19 protein-coding genes are annotated in these 19,034 nt (G+C 65.2%); 5 read left to right on the forward strand and 14 right to left on the reverse strand.

Annotation, left to right across the window (positions count from 1 at the left end; translation table 11 throughout):
* Positions 1-81 precede the first annotated feature (81 nt).
* Entirely contained in the window at positions 82-1,500 is a 1,419-nt protein-coding gene (locus T8S45_RS02800; protein WP_322294593.1) for a DEAD/DEAH box helicase, read from the forward strand.
* Positions 1,501-1,561: 61 nt separating this feature from the next.
* Complete coding sequence (locus T8S45_RS02805; protein ID WP_322294594.1) at positions 1,562-2,377, forward strand: sterol desaturase family protein; 816 nt, start codon at positions 1,562-1,564, stop codon at positions 2,375-2,377.
* Here the strand turns inward: T8S45_RS02805 and T8S45_RS02810 are convergent, their stop codons facing one another.
* Complete coding sequence (locus T8S45_RS02810; RefSeq protein ID WP_322295180.1) at positions 2,378-4,678, reverse strand: ATP-dependent helicase; 2,301 nt, start codon at positions 4,676-4,678, stop codon at positions 2,378-2,380.
* Between the two features lie 128 nt (positions 4,679-4,806).
* Here T8S45_RS02810 and T8S45_RS02815 point away from each other — a divergent pair, with 128 nt between their 5' ends.
* Positions 4,807-5,349 (forward strand): hypothetical protein, encoded by a 543-nt coding sequence (locus tag T8S45_RS02815; protein ID WP_322294595.1) that lies wholly within the window; start codon positions 4,807-4,809, stop codon positions 5,347-5,349.
* Between the two features lie 81 nt (positions 5,350-5,430).
* Positions 5,431-5,841: a GFA family protein gene (locus tag T8S45_RS02820; RefSeq protein ID WP_322294596.1), complete on the forward strand. Its 411-nt coding sequence runs from the start codon at positions 5,431-5,433 to the stop codon at positions 5,839-5,841.
* A gap of 1 nt (position 5,842) precedes the next feature.
* Here T8S45_RS02820 and rsmD read toward each other — a convergent pair whose 3' ends face one another.
* From rsmD to T8S45_RS02835, 3 genes are read right to left on the reverse strand one after another with little or no spacing between them, the layout of a single operon-like run.
* Positions 5,843-6,400, reverse strand: a complete 558-nt coding sequence (rsmD, locus tag T8S45_RS02825; RefSeq protein ID WP_322294597.1) for a 16S rRNA (guanine(966)-N(2))-methyltransferase RsmD — start codon at positions 6,398-6,400, stop codon at positions 5,843-5,845.
* Positions 6,397-7,149, reverse strand: a complete 753-nt coding sequence (locus T8S45_RS02830; RefSeq protein ID WP_322294598.1) for a pseudouridine synthase — start codon at positions 7,147-7,149, stop codon at positions 6,397-6,399. The genes rsmD and T8S45_RS02830 overlap by 4 nt, the downstream gene beginning before the upstream one ends.
* Positions 7,150-7,155: 6 nt before the next feature.
* Positions 7,156-8,319: an aromatic ring-hydroxylating oxygenase subunit alpha gene (locus T8S45_RS02835; RefSeq protein ID WP_322294599.1), complete on the reverse strand. Its 1,164-nt coding sequence runs from the start codon at positions 8,317-8,319 to the stop codon at positions 7,156-7,158.
* A 65-nt stretch (positions 8,320-8,384) separates the two neighbouring features.
* On the opposite strand from T8S45_RS02835, the gene T8S45_RS02840 reads away from it, so the two are divergent.
* The gene (locus T8S45_RS02840) at positions 8,385-10,211 is read left to right on the forward strand and encodes an MFS transporter (RefSeq protein ID WP_188641534.1); all 1,827 of its coding nucleotides are present in this window, start codon (positions 8,385-8,387) and stop codon (positions 10,209-10,211) included.
* Here T8S45_RS02840 and T8S45_RS02845 read toward each other — a convergent pair.
* The 10 genes from T8S45_RS02845 to purB form a co-directional block, all read right to left on the reverse strand.
* A complete protein-coding gene (locus T8S45_RS02845) occupies positions 10,208-11,494 on the reverse strand; it encodes a bifunctional folylpolyglutamate synthase/dihydrofolate synthase (RefSeq protein WP_322294600.1) in 1,287 nt (428 codons plus the stop codon). The two genes, T8S45_RS02840 and T8S45_RS02845, sit on opposite strands and share 4 nt — an antisense overlap.
* 8 nt (positions 11,495-11,502) lie before the next feature.
* Complete coding sequence (gene accD / locus T8S45_RS02850; protein ID WP_188641536.1) at positions 11,503-12,351, reverse strand: acetyl-CoA carboxylase, carboxyltransferase subunit beta; 849 nt, start codon at positions 12,349-12,351, stop codon at positions 11,503-11,505.
* The gene (gene trpA / locus T8S45_RS02855) at positions 12,348-13,154 is read right to left on the reverse strand and encodes a tryptophan synthase subunit alpha (protein ID WP_322294601.1); all 807 of its coding nucleotides are present in this window, start codon (positions 13,152-13,154) and stop codon (positions 12,348-12,350) included. The genes accD and trpA overlap by 4 nt, the downstream gene beginning before the upstream one ends.
* Positions 13,155-13,280: 126 nt before the next feature.
* On the reverse strand, positions 13,281-13,823 hold the full coding sequence (locus T8S45_RS02860) for a hypothetical protein (RefSeq protein ID WP_322294602.1): 543 nt from the start codon (positions 13,821-13,823) through the stop codon (positions 13,281-13,283).
* Positions 13,824-13,826: 3 nt separating this feature from the next.
* Positions 13,827-15,065, reverse strand: a complete 1,239-nt coding sequence (gene trpB / locus T8S45_RS02865) for a tryptophan synthase subunit beta (protein WP_322294603.1) — start codon at positions 15,063-15,065, stop codon at positions 13,827-13,829.
* A complete protein-coding gene (locus T8S45_RS02870) occupies positions 15,062-15,694 on the reverse strand; it encodes a phosphoribosylanthranilate isomerase (RefSeq protein WP_322294604.1) in 633 nt (210 codons plus the stop codon). Before T8S45_RS02870 ends, trpB begins: the two co-directional genes overlap by 4 nt.
* A gap of 64 nt (positions 15,695-15,758) precedes the next feature.
* Complete coding sequence (bla, locus tag T8S45_RS02875; protein WP_407654932.1) at positions 15,759-16,493, reverse strand: subclass B1 metallo-beta-lactamase; 735 nt, start codon at positions 16,491-16,493, stop codon at positions 15,759-15,761.
* A 50-nt stretch (positions 16,494-16,543) separates the two neighbouring features.
* Positions 16,544-17,221, reverse strand: a complete 678-nt coding sequence (gene pyrF, locus T8S45_RS02880) for an orotidine-5'-phosphate decarboxylase (protein ID WP_322294606.1) — start codon at positions 17,219-17,221, stop codon at positions 16,544-16,546.
* Positions 17,218-17,610: a LapA family protein gene (locus T8S45_RS02885; RefSeq protein WP_322294607.1), complete on the reverse strand. Its 393-nt coding sequence runs from the start codon at positions 17,608-17,610 to the stop codon at positions 17,218-17,220. Before T8S45_RS02885 ends, pyrF begins: the two co-directional genes overlap by 4 nt.
* 76 nt (positions 17,611-17,686) lie before the next feature.
* On the reverse strand, positions 17,687-19,015 hold the full coding sequence (gene purB, locus T8S45_RS02890; protein ID WP_322294608.1) for an adenylosuccinate lyase: 1,329 nt from the start codon (positions 19,013-19,015) through the stop codon (positions 17,687-17,689).
* Between the last annotated feature and the right edge of the window lie 19 nt (positions 19,016-19,034).

Below are 19,034 nucleotides of genomic sequence, written 5' to 3' on the forward strand. Positions count from 1 at the left end.
TTTTCGCCGTTTTCCCCTTAGGGGCGCAGTGAGCGACCGCGCGACCCCGCGCCGTCCTCCCAGCGGGAATTACAGACAGATATGAAATTTGCCGATCTCGGCCTTTCCGAAGAGCTTCTGAGCGCCGTCCACGATGCCGGCTACACCGAGCCGACGCCTATCCAGGCCGAAGCCATCCCCCAGGTACAAATGATGCGCGACCTGATCGCGGTGGCGCAGACCGGCACGGGCAAGACCGCCAGCTTCGTGCTGCCGATGATCGATATCCTCGCAAATGGTCGCCGCCGCATGCGAATGCCGCGCTCGCTAATTCTCGAACCGACGCGCGAACTTGCCGCACAGGTCGCCGAGAATTTCGAGAAATACGGCAAGAACCACGACCTCAAGCTCGCGCTGCTTATCGGCGGGGTGCAGATGGGCGACCAGGTCAAGGCGCTCGACGAGGGCGTCGACGTGCTGATCGCGACCCCGGGTCGCCTGATGGACCTGTTCGAACGCGGCAAGATCCTGCTCACCGGCTGCGAATTGCTCGTGATCGACGAAGCCGACCGGATGCTCGACATGGGCTTCATCCCCGATATCGAGGAAATCTGCTCGAAATTGCCTGACCAGCGCCAGACGCTGCTGTTCAGCGCGACGATGCCGCCCCCGATCAAGAAGCTGGCCGACAAGTTCCTGTCGAACCCAAAGGCGATCGAGGTCGCACGCCCGGCCTCGACCAACGTCAATATCCAGCAGTACAAGGTGCTGTGTACCAACCGGCAGAAGCGCGAGGCGCTGCGCTACTTCCTCAATAATGACAACGTGCAGACCGCGATCGTCTTCGCCAATCGCAAGACGACCGTTCGCGACCTGTCAAAGGATCTCGAGAAGGCTGGCTTTGCCGCGGGCCAGATCCAAGGCGACATGGACCAGGCTTCGCGCAACAAGGAGCTTGCGCGCTTCAAGGCGGGTGAGATCACCGTGCTCGTGGCGTCCGATGTTGCCGCGCGCGGGCTCGACGTGAAAGACGTCAGCCACGTATTCAATTACGACACACCGTGGCATCCGGACGACTACGTCCACCGTGTCGGGCGCACCGGTCGCGCCGGGGCCAAGGGCCGCGCGTTCACTTTCGTGACGCCCGAGGACGCCGAGGCGATCGCCAACGTCGAGAAGCTCACCAACCAGAAGATCGAGGTGTTCAAGGTCTCGGGCGGCGACAGCAAGCAGGATGACGCAAGCGGGGAAGAGCCGAAGGACGACAAGCCAGCGCGCAAGGCTCGCCGTGGCGGCAAGTCGCGCGACGATGCCGCGCAGCCGGAGCGGGACGATCGCTCACCCAAGAGCAGGACCGGAAAGCCCGCGGCGGACGAAAAGCCTGTGGCAGACGAAAGACCGGCAAAAGCCGATAAACCCGCGTCGAAGGGTCGCAAACCGCGCAAGGATAGCGAGCCCAAGGCGAAAGCGGGCGAGTGGGAAGGACCGCGACCGTCCTTCCTTGACCATTCGGCGACCTGACCCGGTTTCGAAGGGAACGCCTTAAGGCGTCCTTAGCCATTCTCGGGATAGTCTCGGCCACATGCAGGCCTGGGCCCATCATACCTACGATCTCGCGCACGAGCTGCTGCCGGTCATGGCGGCGTTCGCGCTGCTGGCCGTGCTCGTGAAACGCCGCGCAATTATTGCGGCGATGCGCCGATCGCAGCGCGAGACGATGACCAATATCGGCTTGGTTGCGCTCAACAGCGTGTTCCTCGCGCCGTTCATTGTCCTGCCCAAGGCGTGGCTCGAGGCGCAGATGGGCCTGTTTCCGGGCCTCGCGAACTTCTGGGATGTAGTGCCTGCCGCCTTCGCCGGAGTGGCGGCTTTCCTGCTGGCTGAATTCACCATCTACTGGAGGCACCGGCTCGAACACCATCGCCTGTGGTGGCCGATCCACGCGGTGCATCATTCGGACGAGACGATCACCTGGTTCACGCTGCTGCGCAAGCACCCGCTGGCCAAGCTCCTCTCCGCCGTCGTCGACCATTTGCCGCTGCTGTTGATCGGCCTGCCGCTATGGGCGATCGCGCTGGCGGCGGTGATCCGCAGCTGGTGGGGCTTCTTCATACACGCCGACGTGCCGTGGACGCTCGGCCCGCTCGGCAAGGTGCTGATGTCACCTGCCGCGCATCGCCTGCACCATATCGACGATCTGGTGCTGTGCGGCGCGAATTACGGCAACACGCTGACGCTGTGGGACCGGCTGTTCGGCACATATGTCGACCCACAACCGTATCTGAATTGCGCCACCGGAGTGTGCGGCGGATCGCGCGGATTGGTCGGCGAACTGGCGCGGCCATTTGTGCGTGACTCACATCTCGTGCCTGAAAACGCAGAGACGGCGACTGCCTGATCAGGCCGCGCTGACGAAGCTGTCGATCACGCGCTTGGTCCCGGCCTTCTCGAATTCGATCTCGAGCTTGTTGCCTTCCTGTCCGAGCACTTCGCCATAGCCGAACTTGTCGTGGAACACGCGGTCGCCGATCGCGATGTCGGTGCGCGGCTTGGCGGCGAAGCTGGCGGCGCTGCGCTTTGGTTCGGGCAGGCGCTTGGGCGCGGCGTCGTAACCGCTTGCCACCGCGCGCTGCCAGCCCGGGCCGCGAGACCCGGCGCGTCCGGGGGCGTCGCGCGCGACATGCGCGAAGGGATCGTCGCGCTCGGAGAAATTGGCGCGCCACATCGAAGCGCCCCCGGTCAGGGTGGTTTCGCTGTCGACATGCTCGTCGGGCAATTCGTCGACAAAGCGCGAGGGGATCGAACTGGTCCACTGGCCGTAGATACGGCGATTGGCGGCGTGGACGATCGTGCAGCGGCGCCGCGCGCGGGTGATCGCGACATAGGCGAGGCGGCGTTCCTCCTCGAGGCTCGCCAATCCGCCCTCATCGAGCGAGCGCTGCGAAGGGAACACGCCTTCCTCCCAGCCGGGCAGGAATAGATTGTCGAATTCGAGCCCCTTGGCGGCGTGGATCGTCATGATCGTGACCTTCTCGGCCTCGTCCGACGCATCGTTGTCCATCACCAGCGCGACATGTTCGAGGAAATCGCCAAGCGTGTCGTAATCCTCCATCGCGCGGGCGAGTTCGGAGAGGTTTTCGAGCCGCCCCGCAGCCTCGGCGCTGCGGTCCTTGTTGAGCATGTCCTCATAGCCCGATTCCTGCACCACGGTGCGGAGCAGGTCGGCGGGCGGGACCTGCTCGCTGATCTCCCGCCAGCGGAGGAAATCGCGCAGCAGCGCGGCGATCGTGCCGCTCGCGCGTTTGGGCAGCTCGTCGCTATTGGCGAGGTCGAGCGAGGCAGCGGCGAGCGACATGCCGGTGGCGCGGGCGTGTCGGTGCATCGCTTCCAATGTCTTCGCCCCGAGCCCGCGTTTGGGCTGGTTGTAGATGCGCTCGAAGGCTAGGTCGTCCTGCGGCTGTGCGATCACACGCAGGTAAGCGAGCGCATCGCGGATTTCGGCGCGCTCGTAGAAGCGGAAGCCGCCGACGATGCGATAGTTGACCCCGATCTGGATGAAGCGATCTTCGAATTCGCGTGTCTGATATTGTGCGCGCACCAAGATCGCGACCTTGTTGAGATCGGCGCCTTCGCCTTCGAGCCGCTCGATCTCCTCGCCCACGCGGCGGGCTTCCTCGGGTCCGTCCCACACGCCGATCACGCGAACTTTCTCGCCCGCGTCGACCTCGGTCCACAAATCCTTCTCGTGCCGCTCGCTATTGGCGCGGATCAGGCCCGACGCGGCACCAAGGATGTGCGGCGTGGAGCGGTAGTTTTGCTCCAGCTTCACGACCTTGCAGCCGGGAAAGTCCTTCTCGAACCGCAGGATGTTGGCAACTTCTGCTCCGCGCCAGGAATAGATCGACTGGTCGTCGTCGCCCACCACGCAGATATTCTTGCGCTCCTGCGCGAGCAGCCGCAGCCACAGGTACTGGACCGCATTGGTGTCCTGATACTCGTCGACCATGATATACTTGAAGCGCTGCTGGTACAGCGCGAGCACCTCGCGTTCCTTGCGGAAGATGTTGAGCATGTGGAGCAGCAAATCGCCGAAATCGCAGGCATTCAGCGCTTTCAGCCGGTCCTGATAGAGCTTGTAGAACTTCTGGCCCTTTCCGTTGGCATAGGCTTCGCTTTCCGCCGCATCGATATCGACCGGGTTGAGCCCGCGATTCTTCCAGCGATCGATCAGCCCGGCGAGCTGGCGCGCGGGCCAGCGCTTCTCGTCTAGATCGTTCTGCTGGATCAGCTGCTTGAGCAGCCGGATCTGGTCGTCGGTATCGATGATCGTGAAATTGCTCTCGAGCCCGACCAGTTCGGCATGGCGACGCAGCATTTTCGCCCCGATCGAGTGGAAGGTGCCGAGCCACGGCATCCCCTCGACCCGATCGCCCAGCAATTGCCCGACCCGCTCGCGCATCTCGCGCGCCGCCTTGTTGGTGAAGGTGACGCAAAGGATCTCGCTCGGCCAGGCGAGCTGCTTGTTGACGAGGTAGGCGAGCCGGTGGGTGAGCGCGGCGGTTTTCCCCGTGCCCGCGCCCGCCAGCATCAGGACGGGGCCGTCCGTCGTGGTCACGGCCTCGCGCTGCGGCGGGTTCAACCGCGTGAGGAAGGCGCGCTCGCCATCGCTGATCTCGCTTTCGGGGGAATTGGGGGAAATCTCGTTCACAGGCGAACAGCTAGGGAACACGGTTCGTCGCGGCAAGGGCTCGACTAACGGAATCGATGGAACCTTGCGACGAAGGGTCCCGTTTCTCAGGCACATACCCAATCGAGAGGAACTTTGTGATGAAAAAGCTTCTGATGACGAGTGTCGCCGCAGCGACCGCAATGGCCATGGCCCCGAACGCGATGGCCGACGACCACATGGAAATGCAGGTCGAACTGACCACCCAGCAGCAGGCGATGTATGACGGCTGGAGCGATGCCAATCGCATGGCCTACGACGCCTGGCCCGCCGATGTTCAGGCTTATTACTGGACCCTCACGCCGATGCAGGCTGAGGCTTGGTGGCAGCTTACCGACGAACAACGTGTGGCCATTTTCGAGATGGTTCCGGCCCAGCGTGCCGCGACGTGGCAGTCGATTTCGCAGCAGATGAACAAGCGCAGTGCTACTACGCAGTCGGCGTCGAGCACAAACGTCCGCTATCAGTCCGGTGCGGTTGTCCAGACGGTTCCGGCTAATACGGTGCAGGGTGACTACCCGATTTGCGCCGATGGTCGCACCGATGCCTGCATCCAGCCCCGTGCCGCGGGCAAGAACTGGGGCAATCGCCCGCTCGATTACTGGCCGGGCAAGCCCGCCAGCGAGATGGACGATGACAGCTAATCGCTGACGATCTCACGAAATCGGGCGTCGCATTCGCGGCGCCCTTTTTCTATGCGTGGCTCCAACAGGGGAGAAATCGAAATGCTGACAGGCGGCTGCCATTGCGGCGCGATCCGCTACGAGATCGAGGGCGAACCGATCAACCATGCGCTGTGCCACTGCGCCGATTGCCAGCGCACGTCCGGTGCGCCGATGGTCGGCTGGCTGATGGTCGAGAACACCGCGCTCAAGATCAGCGGCGAGCCGGTGGTCTATCCCTCGTCCGAACACGCACTGCGCTATTTCTGCGTCCAGTGCGGCACCGGCCTGTTCTATTACAATGCCGAGATGCTGCCCGGCAAGGTCGACGTGCAAAGCGCGACTCTCGACGAGCCCGGTGAAGTGGCTCCACAGGCGCATATCCAGACCGCCGAACGGATCGGATGGATGAAAGATGTGCATCGCCTTCCCGAATTCGAGCGGTTCCCGCCACAGGACGGCGAGGCGGGGTAGCCTATTCCGGGCGCAGGATCGTCAGCTTGGCCTTGCCGATATTGCGCTCGGCCTCGACCGCCAACGTCCTGACTGCAATGTCCTCGTCGCGTGCCGTTTCGAGCGCGATCCAGGTCGCCGGGCCGATCCAGCCGAGGCGGATCATGCGGTCGAGCGCAACCTGGCCGGCACCGGTATCGTAAGGCGGGTCGAGCAGGATCAGGTCGGTCTGCTGCTTGGCGGGGCCCAGCCCCATCACCGACCCGGCCTCCACGGTGGATCGAGCACGCGCGTCGAGCGCATCGATATTCGCGCGGATCGTGTCGATTGCCTGCTTGTCCTCCTCCACGAACAGGCAATGCGCCGCCCCGCGCGACAGCGCCTCGAGCCCGAGCGCACCCGATCCGGCGAACAGGTCCGCGACCGTCAGGTCATCGAAGCTGCCGATCCGGCTGGCCAGCATGTTGAACAGTGTTTCGCGCGTGCGATCGGCGGTGGGGCGCGTCGCATCGCTTTTTGGTATCGCAAACTTGCGACCGCGCCATGCGCCGGCGACGATCCGGAGATTGCCTGGCCTCACAGCTTGAGCTTCCGCTTGAGCGCATCGACCGCCGGGCGGGCAATGCGATCGGCTGCGCCGCGCGGCAGGTCGTCGAGCGCGAACGGGCCATAGGCGGTGCGGACCAGCCGCGAGACCTTGAGACCGAGATGTTCGAGCACACGGCGCACCTCGCGGTTCTTGCCCTCTGTGATGGTGATCTCGATCCACTTGTTCGCGCCGGTGCTGCGCTCGAGATTCGCGTCGATCGGGCCATAGCGGACGCCGTCGATCTCGATCCCCTCGCTCAATTCCTCGAGCTGTTCCTGCGTCACCTCGCCGAAAGCGCGGGCGCGATAGGTGCGCGGGATGTTGGAGGAGGGCAGTTCGAGTGCGCGTTTAAGCTCGCCGTCATTGGTCAGCAGTAGCAGGCCCTCGGTGTTGAGATCGAGCCTACCGACAGGCATCACCCGCGGCGAACCCTTGGGCATCGCGTTGCGCAACGCATCGTAGATCGTCGCGCGCCCCTTCGGATCGCGCTCGGCAGTCAACAGTCCGGTGGGCTTATGGAACCGGTAAACGAGCGTTGGCGCAGGCTTGCCGACCGGCTTGCCGTCGACGGTCACTCCGCGCAGGTCGGGCAGCACGGTGTTGGCGGTGTCGAGCGACTTGCCGTCGAGCGCCACGCGACCCTCGTCGATCATGCGCTCGGCGGCACGCCGGCTGGCGACGCCGGCGCGCGCCAGCAGTTTGGCGATCCGCTCGCCTTCACGTTTCGGTTCATCAGACATGGGCGCTCAATTGCTGGCGCGGAGCAATTCGTCCAGCGTTTCGTGAAATCGAGCGATCCCGGTTTCGAGCGTGCCGAGGGTGATTTCGGGCACCGCGGCGCTTTCGAGGCCCTGCTGGCCAAGTTCGGCGGCCCGGAAATCCTCGCTCGCGAAAACGCCGCCGTCGAGCAGTTCCCAGCTGCGCTGCCAGTGATCGCGGGCCTTGTCGGTCGCCGGTGGCTCGGGGATCAGCATGAAATCCTCGACCAGCGTGCGATCGTGTGCCTGCGGCATCAGCGTCATGATGTTCACGTAATCGGGGCTGAAGATGAGGATCGTGCCAGGGACGAGCTGGTAGGCATAAGTAATCACGCGGCGCAGGCCGTCGAGGTCCTGCAGGTCCATCCCGTCCATTTCCTCCGCGCGTCCGACGGCCGAACGCTGGTGTGGCCCGATCTGGTCGCCGGCGGTGATCCCGTCCTTGAAGAACGGCCCGATCGTCTTCGCGTGCAGTCGCTGGACGTGGTAGCTTTCGAGGAAGGCATCCATGATCAGCTTCCAGTTCGCCGCGACCTCGTGCGTACGGCGCGCGAACAGGTGCTGGTCGGCGAGGTGGAGCGCGTCGAAGTCCTCGCCGAGACTTTCCGCCGGACCGAAATCGGCATCTGCGTGGGGCGCGAACCAGATCAATCCGCCCGCTTCGACGCTGGGGAGCTCGATCAGGCCCTTCTCCGACTTGTCGAGGCCGGGGAAGGTTTCGGGGCGGGGCAGCGCGAGGAGGCGTCCGTCGAGCGCGTAGGTCCAGGCATGGTAGGGGCAGACCAGTCGCTTCGAACATTGCACTTCATCGCCTTCGACCAGTCGCGTGGCGCGATGGCGACAGACATTGGCAAAGACATGCGCGGTGCCGTCCTTGTCACGCGTGATCAGCAGCGGTTGCCCGGTGGCGTCGTGCGGCACCGCCATGCCCCTTTCGGGCAGCAACGCGGATGGCCCGAGCACCTGCGGCATCCTCCCGAACAGCGCGGTTTTCTCACGCACGAAGAAATCGGGGTCGGTATAGCGTCCGGCCGGCAGGGTCAGGCCGGCCTCTCCCTGACGTGCGATCCCGTCGGCGATGTCCTGAGCGAGCGCCAGTTGCCCCGGTGTCGGTCGCGATTCCCGCTTTTCGGGAGCCTTCGTGGCCATCATCCATTTCCCATTCAACCAGCAGGCGTTAGTCTGGCACACGCGACGGAAAAACAAAAGGAACGCGCATGGCCGATACGGCGATCGAGGGGGACACTCCGAAAAAGGCAAAACCGGGCTGGGGCGAGGTGTTTCGTTCGCTACGCAATCGCAAGAGCGGTTTCATGGTGCTGTTCGGCTTTGCCAGCGGGCTGCCCTTCGCGCTGTTCCTCGGCACGCTCTATGCCTGGCTGACGGAGGCCGAGGTCGACCTGGAAACGATGGGCGTCTTCTCGCTTATCGGGCTCGCCTATGCCTTCCAGTTCATCTGGTCGCCGCTGATCGACAAGGTCAATCTCGGGCCCTTCCGCCGCTTCGGGAAGCGCAAGCAGTGGATTGTTCCCGCGCAGATCCTTTTGGGCGCCATTCTCGTCACGATGAGTGTGCTCGAGCCGAAGACCCAGCTGGGCTGGTTCTCGCTCCTCGCCGGGATCGGTGCCCTCGCCAGCGCGACGCAGGACATCGCGATCAATGCCTGGCGCATTGACGTGGCCGACGAGGAAGCGACGCTCGATATCCTCTCGACGATCTACCAGATGGGCTACCGCCTCGCCTCGCTCGTCGGCGGCGCCCTCGGCCTGATCATCGCCGCGCGGATCGGCTGGCCTGAAACCTACATGATCATGGGCGCGATCCTGCTCGTGATCGGTTTCTTCGGCACCTTCGCACCCGATAGCGGAAGTGACAGCGCGGCCACGATCGGCGCGAGCGAGGACGAACTCGCCGAGCTTTACGCGCCGGGCGAAGTCCATCCCGAGGCGCGCCGCCGGGCGCTGTGGCAGGTCCTGCTGCTGTGGGGCTGGGCGTTGACGATCCTCGGCATCTTCATGGTTCGCGCGCTGGGCGGCTTCGTGCCGATGCTGCCGCTGGTCCCGCTGGGCGACTCCTATGTGTTCAACCCCAATTGGTTTTTGGGGATGTTCCCGCTCGGCGAAGAGGGGCGCCCGGACCCGACCGAATTCACCGCCAAGATGGGGCCGCTGATCATTCTCGCCACAATCGTGCTGCCGGCAATTATCGCAGCGGGGCTGGCCAAGGTGAAGCGGGACGGCAGGAACGTGATCGCCGAGCGCGAGGCGGGTGAGATCGCACCCATGCCCGGCGCGCTCGACCACCTCTATCGCGCGCTGGTCGTCCCGCTGGTCGAGTTCGTCGGCCGCCTCGGCTGGTCGCTGATCCTGATCCTGTCGCTGGTGCTGACCTATCGTATCTGCGACGCGATCTGGGGCACCTTCGCCTATCCGTTCTATCTCGGCGAACTCGAATACACGAACGACGAAGTCGCCTTCGCGTCCAAGTTCTTCGGTGTCGGCGCAATCATCGCCGGGCTTGCCTTCGGAGGCTACCTGCTGACCGTCATCGGCCGGATGGCGACGCTGACGATCGGCGCGCTGCTCGCCGCGCTCACCAACCTGCTCTACGCCGACATGGCGCGCGGCGGTGCGGCGATGCAGGCGGCGAGCGACGCGATCGGATTTTCAGCGCTGATCAGTTTCATGGCTCCGTTCGGATCGGACGCGCTGCCGCGGCTGACTTTCACGATCATGTGGGAGAACCTCGCGATCGGGATCGCCGGGGCGGCCTATGTCGCGTGGCTGTCCTCGATCGTGTCGAAGAAATATGCCGCCGTGCAATATGCGCTGCTGTCCTCTCTGACGCTGCTGATCGGGACGCTGGGACGCGGGGCGCTGGGCGAGATGATCGAGGACAAGGGTTATTACTACGTCTTCATCCTGACCACGCTGATCGGCTTCATCGCGGTGGTGCTCTGCCTCGCGGAATGGTGGCGCGAGCGACGCTACGGCCAGAAGTCGGGCGTCGTGACGCCCGATCATCACGAAGGGGCCGGGAGCTAGTCGGGTGCCTCGTCGTTGAGCCGCAGGACCTCGCCGGCGAGGTAGAGCGAGCCGGCAATAAGCACGGGCAAGCCGTCTTCGGGCAGCGCGGCCAGCGCCTGCTCGACGGAGTCGAATGCCCTCGCGTCCTCGCCGAAGGCCCCGGCGGCGTGCCATTCGTGTCCTGGCACCGGCACCGCGGAAAGGCTTGCGATACTGTCGCCCAGCGGGTCGACGATCGCGAGGGGGTCCTTGTTCGCGAGCATGCCGAGCACGAGATGCAGACGCTGTCCGGCGAAGTGGCGCGCAAGGGCCTCGCCCGCCGAGCGGTTGTGCCCGCCGTCGAGCCACACCTCGCGGCCGCGCGTCAGCGGGCCGTCCGCCAGCCGGTGCAGCCGCGCAGGCCAGCGGGCATCGACCACGCCGCGCCCGAGCGCCTCTTCCGATACGCTCACGAAGTCCTGATGCCGCAGCATGGCGACCGCGAGCGCCGCATTGCCTGCCTGGTGCGCCCCGGGCATGGCCGGGAGGGGAAGCACGATGCGGCCGTGGCGGTCCTCGTATTCGATCCCTGTTCCGACGTTCGCGCTCCATTCGCGCCCGCGCATTGCCAGTGGAGCACCAGCCGCCATCGCCGCGCGCTCGATCTCGAGTGTCGGCCCGTCGGCATAGTCGAGCGTGACCAGCGAGCAGCCGGGCTTGACGATACCCGCCTTCTCGAACGCGATCCGCGCCATCGGATCGTCGGGTACGCCGTCCTCGGGTGCGAGCAGGAAGCGCTCGTGGTCGATCCCCAGTGCCGCGATCCCGCAGGCGGCGGGATGCTCGATCACGTTGGTCGCATCGAACCGACCGCCGAGGCCGACCTCGACCACGCAGGCATCGGCAGGGGTGCGCGCAAAGGCGAGGAAGCTGGCGGCGATGGTGACCTCGAAGAAGCTAGGCGTGAGGTCCGCACCCGCATCGAGCACTTCTTCGAGCAAGTCCGCGAGCAACGCGTCGGACACCAGCTCGCCCGCAATCCGGATGCGCTCGTTGTAGCGCACGAGATGCGGGCTGGTGGCGACGTGCACGCGCTTGCCGTCGGCTTCGAGAATGGCGCGCAGGAAGGCGCAGGTCGATCCCTTGCCGTTGGTTCCGGCGACGTGGAACACCGGCGGGAGCGAGAGATGCGGGTCGTCCAGCCGCGCGAGCAACGCGCGCATCGTGTCGAGCCCCAGCCGCCCCTCGGGAAGCGAGAGCGCCTCCAGCCTGTCGAGCTGGGCCTGGACTCGCACGTCGTCGGACTGCGCGAAATCGCGCAAGGCTGGCCTCAGGCCGCTGCGCGCGGCGAGAGATAGTCGAGCAGCATCGCCAGCTCGTCGCGCAGTTCGTGGCGATGGACCACGCGATCGACCATGCCGTGTTCGTGCAGGTATTCGGCGCGCTGGAACCCGTCGGGCAACTGCTCGCGAATGGTGTTCTGGATCACGCGTGCCCCGGCGAAGCCGATCAGGCAGCCGGGCTCGGCGATGTGGACGTCGCCGAGCATCGCATAGCTCGCGGTGACGCCGCCCGTGGTCGGGTCGGTCAGCACGACAATGTAAGGAAGGCCCGCTTCCTTGAGGCGGCGCACCGCGACCGTCGTCTTGGGCATCTGCATCAGGCTGAGGATGCCCTCCTGCATGCGCGCGCCGCCGGCGGCGGTGCAGATCACGTAGGGCACGCGGTCCTTGAGCGCGCGGTCGACGCCATGGACGAAGGCACTGCCCACCGCCATGCCCATCGACCCGCCCATGAAGGCGAAATCCTGCACGCCGAGCACCACGCGGTGGCCCTTGATCGCGCCTGCCGCATTGGTCAGCGCATCGGGATGCGGGTTCTTTGCGCGCGCCTGCTTGAGCCGCGCGGGGTAAGCCTTCGTATCCTTGAACTTGAGCGGGTCCTCGCGAACCTGCGGCGTCGGCAGGACCTCGTAACCCTGGTCGAGCAGGATGGCGAAGCGCATGTCGGTGCCGATGCGCCCGTGATGGTCGCATTTGGGGCAGACGCGCGCGTTCTCGTCATATTCCTTGGTGAACACCATCTCGTCGCAAGCGGGACACTTGATCCAGAGATTGTCGGCGGTTTCCCGCTTGGCACCGAAGGGAAGCGAATTGCGAACACGTGATAGCCAGCTCATGGCTGAGCCCTTTCGGCGCTGTGGACCGCCTTGGCAAGGGCCGAGACGGCCTCGCGCAGCCTGTCGGGCGCGTTTTCGCCGTGCTCGCCGACCAGCTCGACCAGCGCCGATCCGACCACCACGCCATCGGCGTGCCGGGCGATGTCCGCCGCCTGTTCGGGCGTGCGTACGCCGAAGCCGACCGCCACCGGCAGATCGGTCTGCGCTTTCAGCCGCGCGACCGCTTCGGCGATCGAACCGCTCGCGGCCTGCTGCTTGCCGGTGATCCCGGCGACAGAGACGTAATAGAGGAAGCCTCCCGCGCCCTCGAGCACTTGCGGCAGGCGCGCGTCATGGGTGGTCGGCGTGGCGAGGCGGATCACGGCGATCCCCGCGTCGCGCAGCGCCGGGCCGAGGTCCTCGTCCTCCTCGGGGCCCAAATCGACGCAGATCACCCCGTCGACGCCGGCATCGGCAGCGGCTGAAGCGAACCATTCGGGCCCGCGCCGCACCATCGGATTGGCATAGCCCATCAGCACCAGCGGCACGTCCGGATGCCGCGCACGGAACCGCGTCGCGATGGCGAGCACGTCGGCGGTGGTCGTGCCCTTGCCGAGACTGCGCAGGTTCGCAGCCTGGATCGCCGGTCCGTCGGCCATCGGATCGGTGAAGGGCATGCCCAGCTCGATCACATCGGCGCCGCCCGCCACCAACGCATCGAGATTGGCGTCGGTATCGCCGTCGCCCGCCGTCACGAAGCAGACGAGGGCGGGGTGCGGTTTGGCGAAGGCGTTGGAGAGGCGATTCGCGGGGTTATCGTTCATTTCGGGGGGCTCGAAGCTGAAGGCATGGACCGGGTGTTACACTGTTCAGGGGAAGAAAAACGGAGGGAGATTTCGGGTGGGCTAAGGGCACTAGATAGAGGGAGGAAAACTCTGGTCATCGAAGCATCATGCCACGCCCCCTAAGTTGTAGGACAGCCTTAGCTTCCTCAACAACGACCAGACCGAATATCCAATTTTGAACACACCGAGAGCTAAGGCGAGGACCATAGCCGCTATCCACAGGATCGTGAGCACCGGTGACGGATAAACCATGCATTCCCAGAACAGTGCATCAGGGAGCTCGTCGCAACTGTCGTATTCCCAAACCCTAAGCAACATCAGGAGGTGGAGGGCAATGCTGGTCGCGATAAGTGATACGAACAGAGCATATCGCGAAGCGAATTCAATGAATCTGTAGCGGGGAGGTCTTGTTTCGATGAAGTCGCCGAGATGCCATAGCAACGCGATAGGAGCCACCAGCACGTAATAGAGAAATGACTCAGCAAATGGGCCAGCAATGGAGCTGAGCTCGAGAGGATTCAATATCCGAGATTGCAGCTCGGGCAGGTCGAAAAACCAGTATCGCAATGGCATCAAGACAGTTGCGATCAGAACGAGACCGATCGTGCAAAGCCAATTCAACAGCTTTTGACGATAGGCGTCGGTCATCCCCTAAATCTCCACCCCCAGCGCATCGGCCACGGTAAAGATATCCTTGTCCCCGCGGCCGCACAAATTGGCGAGGATGATCGCATCCCGCGGCATCTCCCGCGCCCGCTCGGCGACCGCCGCAATCGCGTGGCTCGGCTCGAGCGCGGGGATGATGCCTTCGGTGCGGCACAGCAGCTGGAAGGCGTCGAGCGCCTGCTTGTCGGTGATCGCGGTGTATTCGACGCGGCCCGATTCCTTGAGCCACGAATGTTCGGGGCCGATGCCGGGATAGTCGAGCCCGGCGCTGATCGAGTGGCCTTCGGTGATCTGGCCGTCCTCGTCCTGCAGGAGGTACGTCTTGTTGCCGTGGAGCACGCCGGGCGCGCCGCCGAGCAGGGACGCGGCGTGTTCACTGCCGTCGAGGCCACGTCCCGCCGCCTCGACCCCGAGCATCTTCACGTCCGCGTCGTCGAGGAAAGGGTGGAACAGGCCGAGCGCGTTCGAGCCGCCGCCGATCGCGGCCACCAGCAGGTCGGGCAGGCGGCCGATGCGGTCCTTCATCTGCACGCGCGCTTCCTTGCCAATCACGCTCTGGAAATCGCGCACGAGCTCTGGGTACGGATGCGGGCCCGCGGCGGTGCCGATGATGTAGAAGGTGTCGTGGACGTTCGCGACCCAGTCGCGCAGGCCCTCGTTCATCGCGTCCTTGAGCGTCGCGCGGCCGCTGGTGACCGGGATCACCTCGGCGCCGAGCAGTTTCATCCGGAACACGTTGGGCTGCTGTCGTTCGACGTCGGTCGCGCCCATATAGACGGTGCAGGGCAGGCCGAAGCGCGCGCAGACGGTGGCGGTGGCGACCCCGTGCTGGCCCGCGCCGGTCTCGGCGATGATCCGCGTCTTGCCCATGCGGCGGGCGAGCAGGATCTGGCCGATGCAATTGTTGATCTTGTGCGCGCCGGTGTGATTGAGCTCGTCGCGCTTGAACCAGACCTGCGCGCCGTTCCCGTCGGGCGCGGACTTCCGCAGCTCCTCGGTCAGCCGCTCGGCATAATAGAGCGGGCTGGGTCGGCCGACATAATGTTCGAGCAAATCGTCGAACTCGGCCTGGAATTCGGGATCGGCCTGCGCGGCGCGGTATTCGCGCTCGAGATCGAGCACGAGCGGCATTAGCGTTTCGGCGACGTAGCGCCCTCCGAACTGGCCGAAATGGCCGCGTTCGTCGGGCTGGTTGCGATAGGAATTGGGGGCAGGGTCGGTCATGCGTTTCTCGCCGCTTCGCAAAACGCGCGGATCTTCTCCAGGTCCTTGACCCCGGGCTCGCTTTCGGTGCCGCTAGAGGTGTCGACCAGCATGGCGTCGGTCTCGCGGATCGCCTGTGCGACGTTGTCCGGGTCGAGACCGCCGGCGAGCCCATAGGGCAACTTGCCGTCATACCCCTTGAGCAGCGTCCAGTCGAAGGCGGTGCCGTTGCCGCCGGGCAGCTTCTGTGCCGGTGCGTCGAACAGCAGCATGTCGGCCGCGCCTTCATAGCCCTTGGCGCGTTCGAGCGTCTGCGCGTTCTGGAGGCCGCGTGCCTTCCACACCTCGACGCGGGCATTGTCCTTGACGACCTTGAGCCATTCGGCGGTTTCGCTGCCGTGGAACTGGACCACATCGGGGCGCACCGCCTCGATCGCAAGCGCGGTCGGCTTGGGTTCCTGGTTGACCAGCAGCAGCACCACCTTGAGCGAGGAGGGCGCGCGCATCCGCAGCTTGGCCGCCTGGTCGAGCGTGACGTGGCGCGGGCTCGGCTGGTAATGGACGAGCCCGATATGGGTCGCCCCGGCCTCCGCCGCCGCGTCCATCGCCGCCTCGTCGCGAATGCCGCAAATCTTGATCTGGATGCTCATGCGCGCACCGATTACGCGGTTATGCGCCGCGCGCAACCCCGGCGATCGGGACTGGCGATCGGGCTTATCGGCGCGCGTCCTCCGCCATGCGTATCGTATGGCGGATCGCCTCGCGGCCTTCGGGGGCGGAATGGCTCATCAGGATGGTCGAGGCGGCGGGAAAGGCCGCGCCGAAGCGGCGCGCGGCCGCGGCGTAATTCGCGACGTCCGCATCGGCGAGATTGCCGAGGCTGCGCGCGCCAGCGCCCTTGATCAGGCATCCGCCGAAGGCGACCCCCGGCTCGGGCTGGACGGTGATGTTGTCGCTTGTGTGGCCGGGGCCCGGGTAGAACAGCTTAATCGGCCCGAGCGCTGCGGTGGCGGGACCGGTGGCGAAACCGTCGGCGCCAAAATCGATCGTCTTCCTTGCGGGCTCGAAATCGACCGTCGGGGCGAGTTCGTTGGTGAGCGCATGGGCCCAGGTCTCGACCCCGGCGCGGTGGAGCGCGCCGATCCCGCCCATCTTGTCCTGGTGGAAATGGGTGATCACCGCCGCGCGGACCGGGCGGTCGAGCGCCGCGGCGGCATAACGCAGAATGTCTTCGGTCTGCGGTTCGGTCCACGCCGTGTCGACCAGCACCGCGTCGTCCTCGCGCAGTACGATCAAACCGTTCGATGCGATCGGCCCGGTGCCGGGAAGGTCGAGATAGGAGGTGTGCATCCACAGCGTCGGGCTCAACCGGCTGAGCACGACCTCGCCGAATTCGACGCGTTGCTCGATTTTCTGGCTTTCGGTGACGCGATACTCGTCCTTCGGCATCGATATGCAGGACGACAGGGCGAACAGGGTGGCGATGGCGGCGAACCGCTTCACAGCGTCGCCTCGATCTCCCGCGCAGCCTGGACCGGGTCCTCGGCCTTGGCGATCGGGCGGCCGATCACGAGCACGCCGGCGCCGTCGTCGCGCGCCTGGCGGGGGGTGACCACACGCTTCTGGTCGCCGGTCGCCTTGCCGCCGGGCCGCAGGCCGGGGACGACGAAATAGCCGTCCTTCCACTGCTTGCGCACCGCTCCGACCTCGTGGCCCGAACACACGATTCCGTCGAGACCGGCTTGTTCGGCGAGTTCGGCGAGGCGCATGACCTGGTCGTGCGGCTTGCCGTTGATGCCGGTGCGCTCCATGTCGCGATCGTCGAGACTGGTGAGCAGCGTCACCGCGACCACTTTCGTATGCTCGCCCGCCGCCGCCTTGGCGTCCTCCATCATCGCCCGCCCGCCGCTGGCATGGACGGTGACGATCGCGGGTTCGAGCACGTGCAGCGAATGCATCGCGCCGGCGACGGTGTTGGGAATATCGTGCAGTTTCAGGTCGAGGAAGATCGGCAGGCCCAGATGGGCGATCTCGTGGACGCCGTGGTGGCCGTGCGCGCAGAAGAACTCGAGCCCGAGCTTGAATCCGCCGACATGGCCCTTGACCTGCTTCGCGAGCGCCTTGGCGGCGTCGAGCCGCGGAACGTCGAGCGCGAGGAAGACCGGGTTGTGGTTCATGTGCCCGCTTCTTTTTGGGGCTTGGTCGGGCTCAGCGGGCTGTCTTCCGCAGGCGTATCGGGATCGGGATCGACCGAATCCGGAATGCCGTCGCCATCGCGATCGCGGATGCGCTCGGTGTTGGCCTTGGCGTAGTTGAGCGAATTGGCCTTCTGCGCATTCTCGAGCGCGGCGATGCGGCGCTTGAGCCGCCATTTCTCGCCGCGATGGAACAGCCACATCGGCACGAAACCGATCAGGAAGCTGACGATCACCAGCGCGGGGATCTTCGTGTCGAGGACGATCCCTTCCCAGATCTGGACCGTCACCTGCGGTTCCCAGTTCGCCACCGAGAAAGCGACCAGCACCACGAGGAGCAGCGCCCACAGGATCGTCTTCAGGACTTGCATCGGTTCAATCTCCGCCCTTTTTCTGCCGTCCTAGCGGGTTGCGCGGAAACTGGCGAGTCCCCGTGCCGGGGCGGGTTCAGCCCTCTTCCTGTTCTTCGGTGAAGACGCGTTCGAAGATCGTATCGACATGCTTGAAGTGGTATTCGAGGTCGAATTTCTCCTCGAGCTGCGCGTCGGACAGCACCCCGGTGACCTCGTCGTCGGCCTTGAGCAGGTCGAGCAGCGAAAGCCTGCCGTCCGATTCCCACACCTTCATCGCGTTGCGCTGGACCGCAGCATAGGCGTTCTCGCGGCTCATCCCGTTCTGGGTGAGGGCGAGCAGCACGCGCTGCGAGTGCACCAGACCGCCCATCCGGTCGAGATTGGCCTGCATGCGTTCGGGATAGACCAGCAGCTTGTCGATCACCCCGGTGAGCCGCGCGAGCGCGAAATCGAGCGTGATGCAGGCATCGGGCCCGATGAAGCGCTCGACCGAGGAGTGCGAGATATCGCGCTCGTGCCACAGCGCCACGTTCTCCATCGCGGGGAGCGCATAGGCGCGGATCATGCGCGCCTGCCCGGTGAGGTTCTCGGTCAGGATCGGGTTGCGCTTGTGCGGCATCGCCGACGAACCCTTCTGGCCGGGCGAGAAATACTCCTCGGCTTCGAGCACTTCGGTGCGCTGGAGGTGCCGCACCTCGACCGCGATGCGCTCGATCGAGCTGGCGATCACGGCCAGCGTGGCGAAGAACATCGCGTGGCGATCGCGCGGGATGACCTGGGTCGAGACCGGCTCGGGCACCAGTCCCATCTCGGCGGCGACATGCGCCTCGACCTGCGGATCGATATTGGCGAAGGTGCCGACCGCCCCGCTGATCGCGCAGGTCGCGATCTCGGCGCGGGCATCCCACAGCCGCTCGCGATTGCGCTTCATCTCGGCATAGGCCTGCGCGAGCTTGAGGCCGAAGGTGACCGGCTCGGCATGGATGCCGTGGCTGCGACCGATCGTGGGGGTATACTTGTGTTCCTCGGCACGTCGGGCGATCGCCTCGAGCAATGCGTCCATATCCTCGAGCAGCAGGTCGGCCGAACGCATCAGCTGGACCGCCAGCGTGGTATCGAGCACGTCCGAGCTGGTCATGCCCTGGTGGAGGAACCGGGCCTCGTCACCGACATTGTCCGCCACCCAGGTGAGGAAGGCGATCACGTCGTGCTTGGTCACGCGTTCGATATCGTCGATCGCATCGACGTCGATCTTCGGGTTCGTCGCCCACCAGTCCCACAGCGCCTTGGCCGCGCTTTCGGGCACGACGCCGAGTTCGGCGAGCTTGCTGGTCGCATGCGCCTCGATCTCGAACCAGATGCGGTATTTCGCCTCCGGTTCCCAGATGGCGGTCATATCGGGGCGGGCGTAACGGGGGACCATGGTCGACTCCGGGAAGAGG

This window comes from Pseudoblastomonas marina, assembly GCF_034374265.1.
Taxonomy (GTDB): Bacteria; Pseudomonadota; Alphaproteobacteria; order Sphingomonadales; family Sphingomonadaceae; genus Alteriqipengyuania_A; species Alteriqipengyuania_A marina.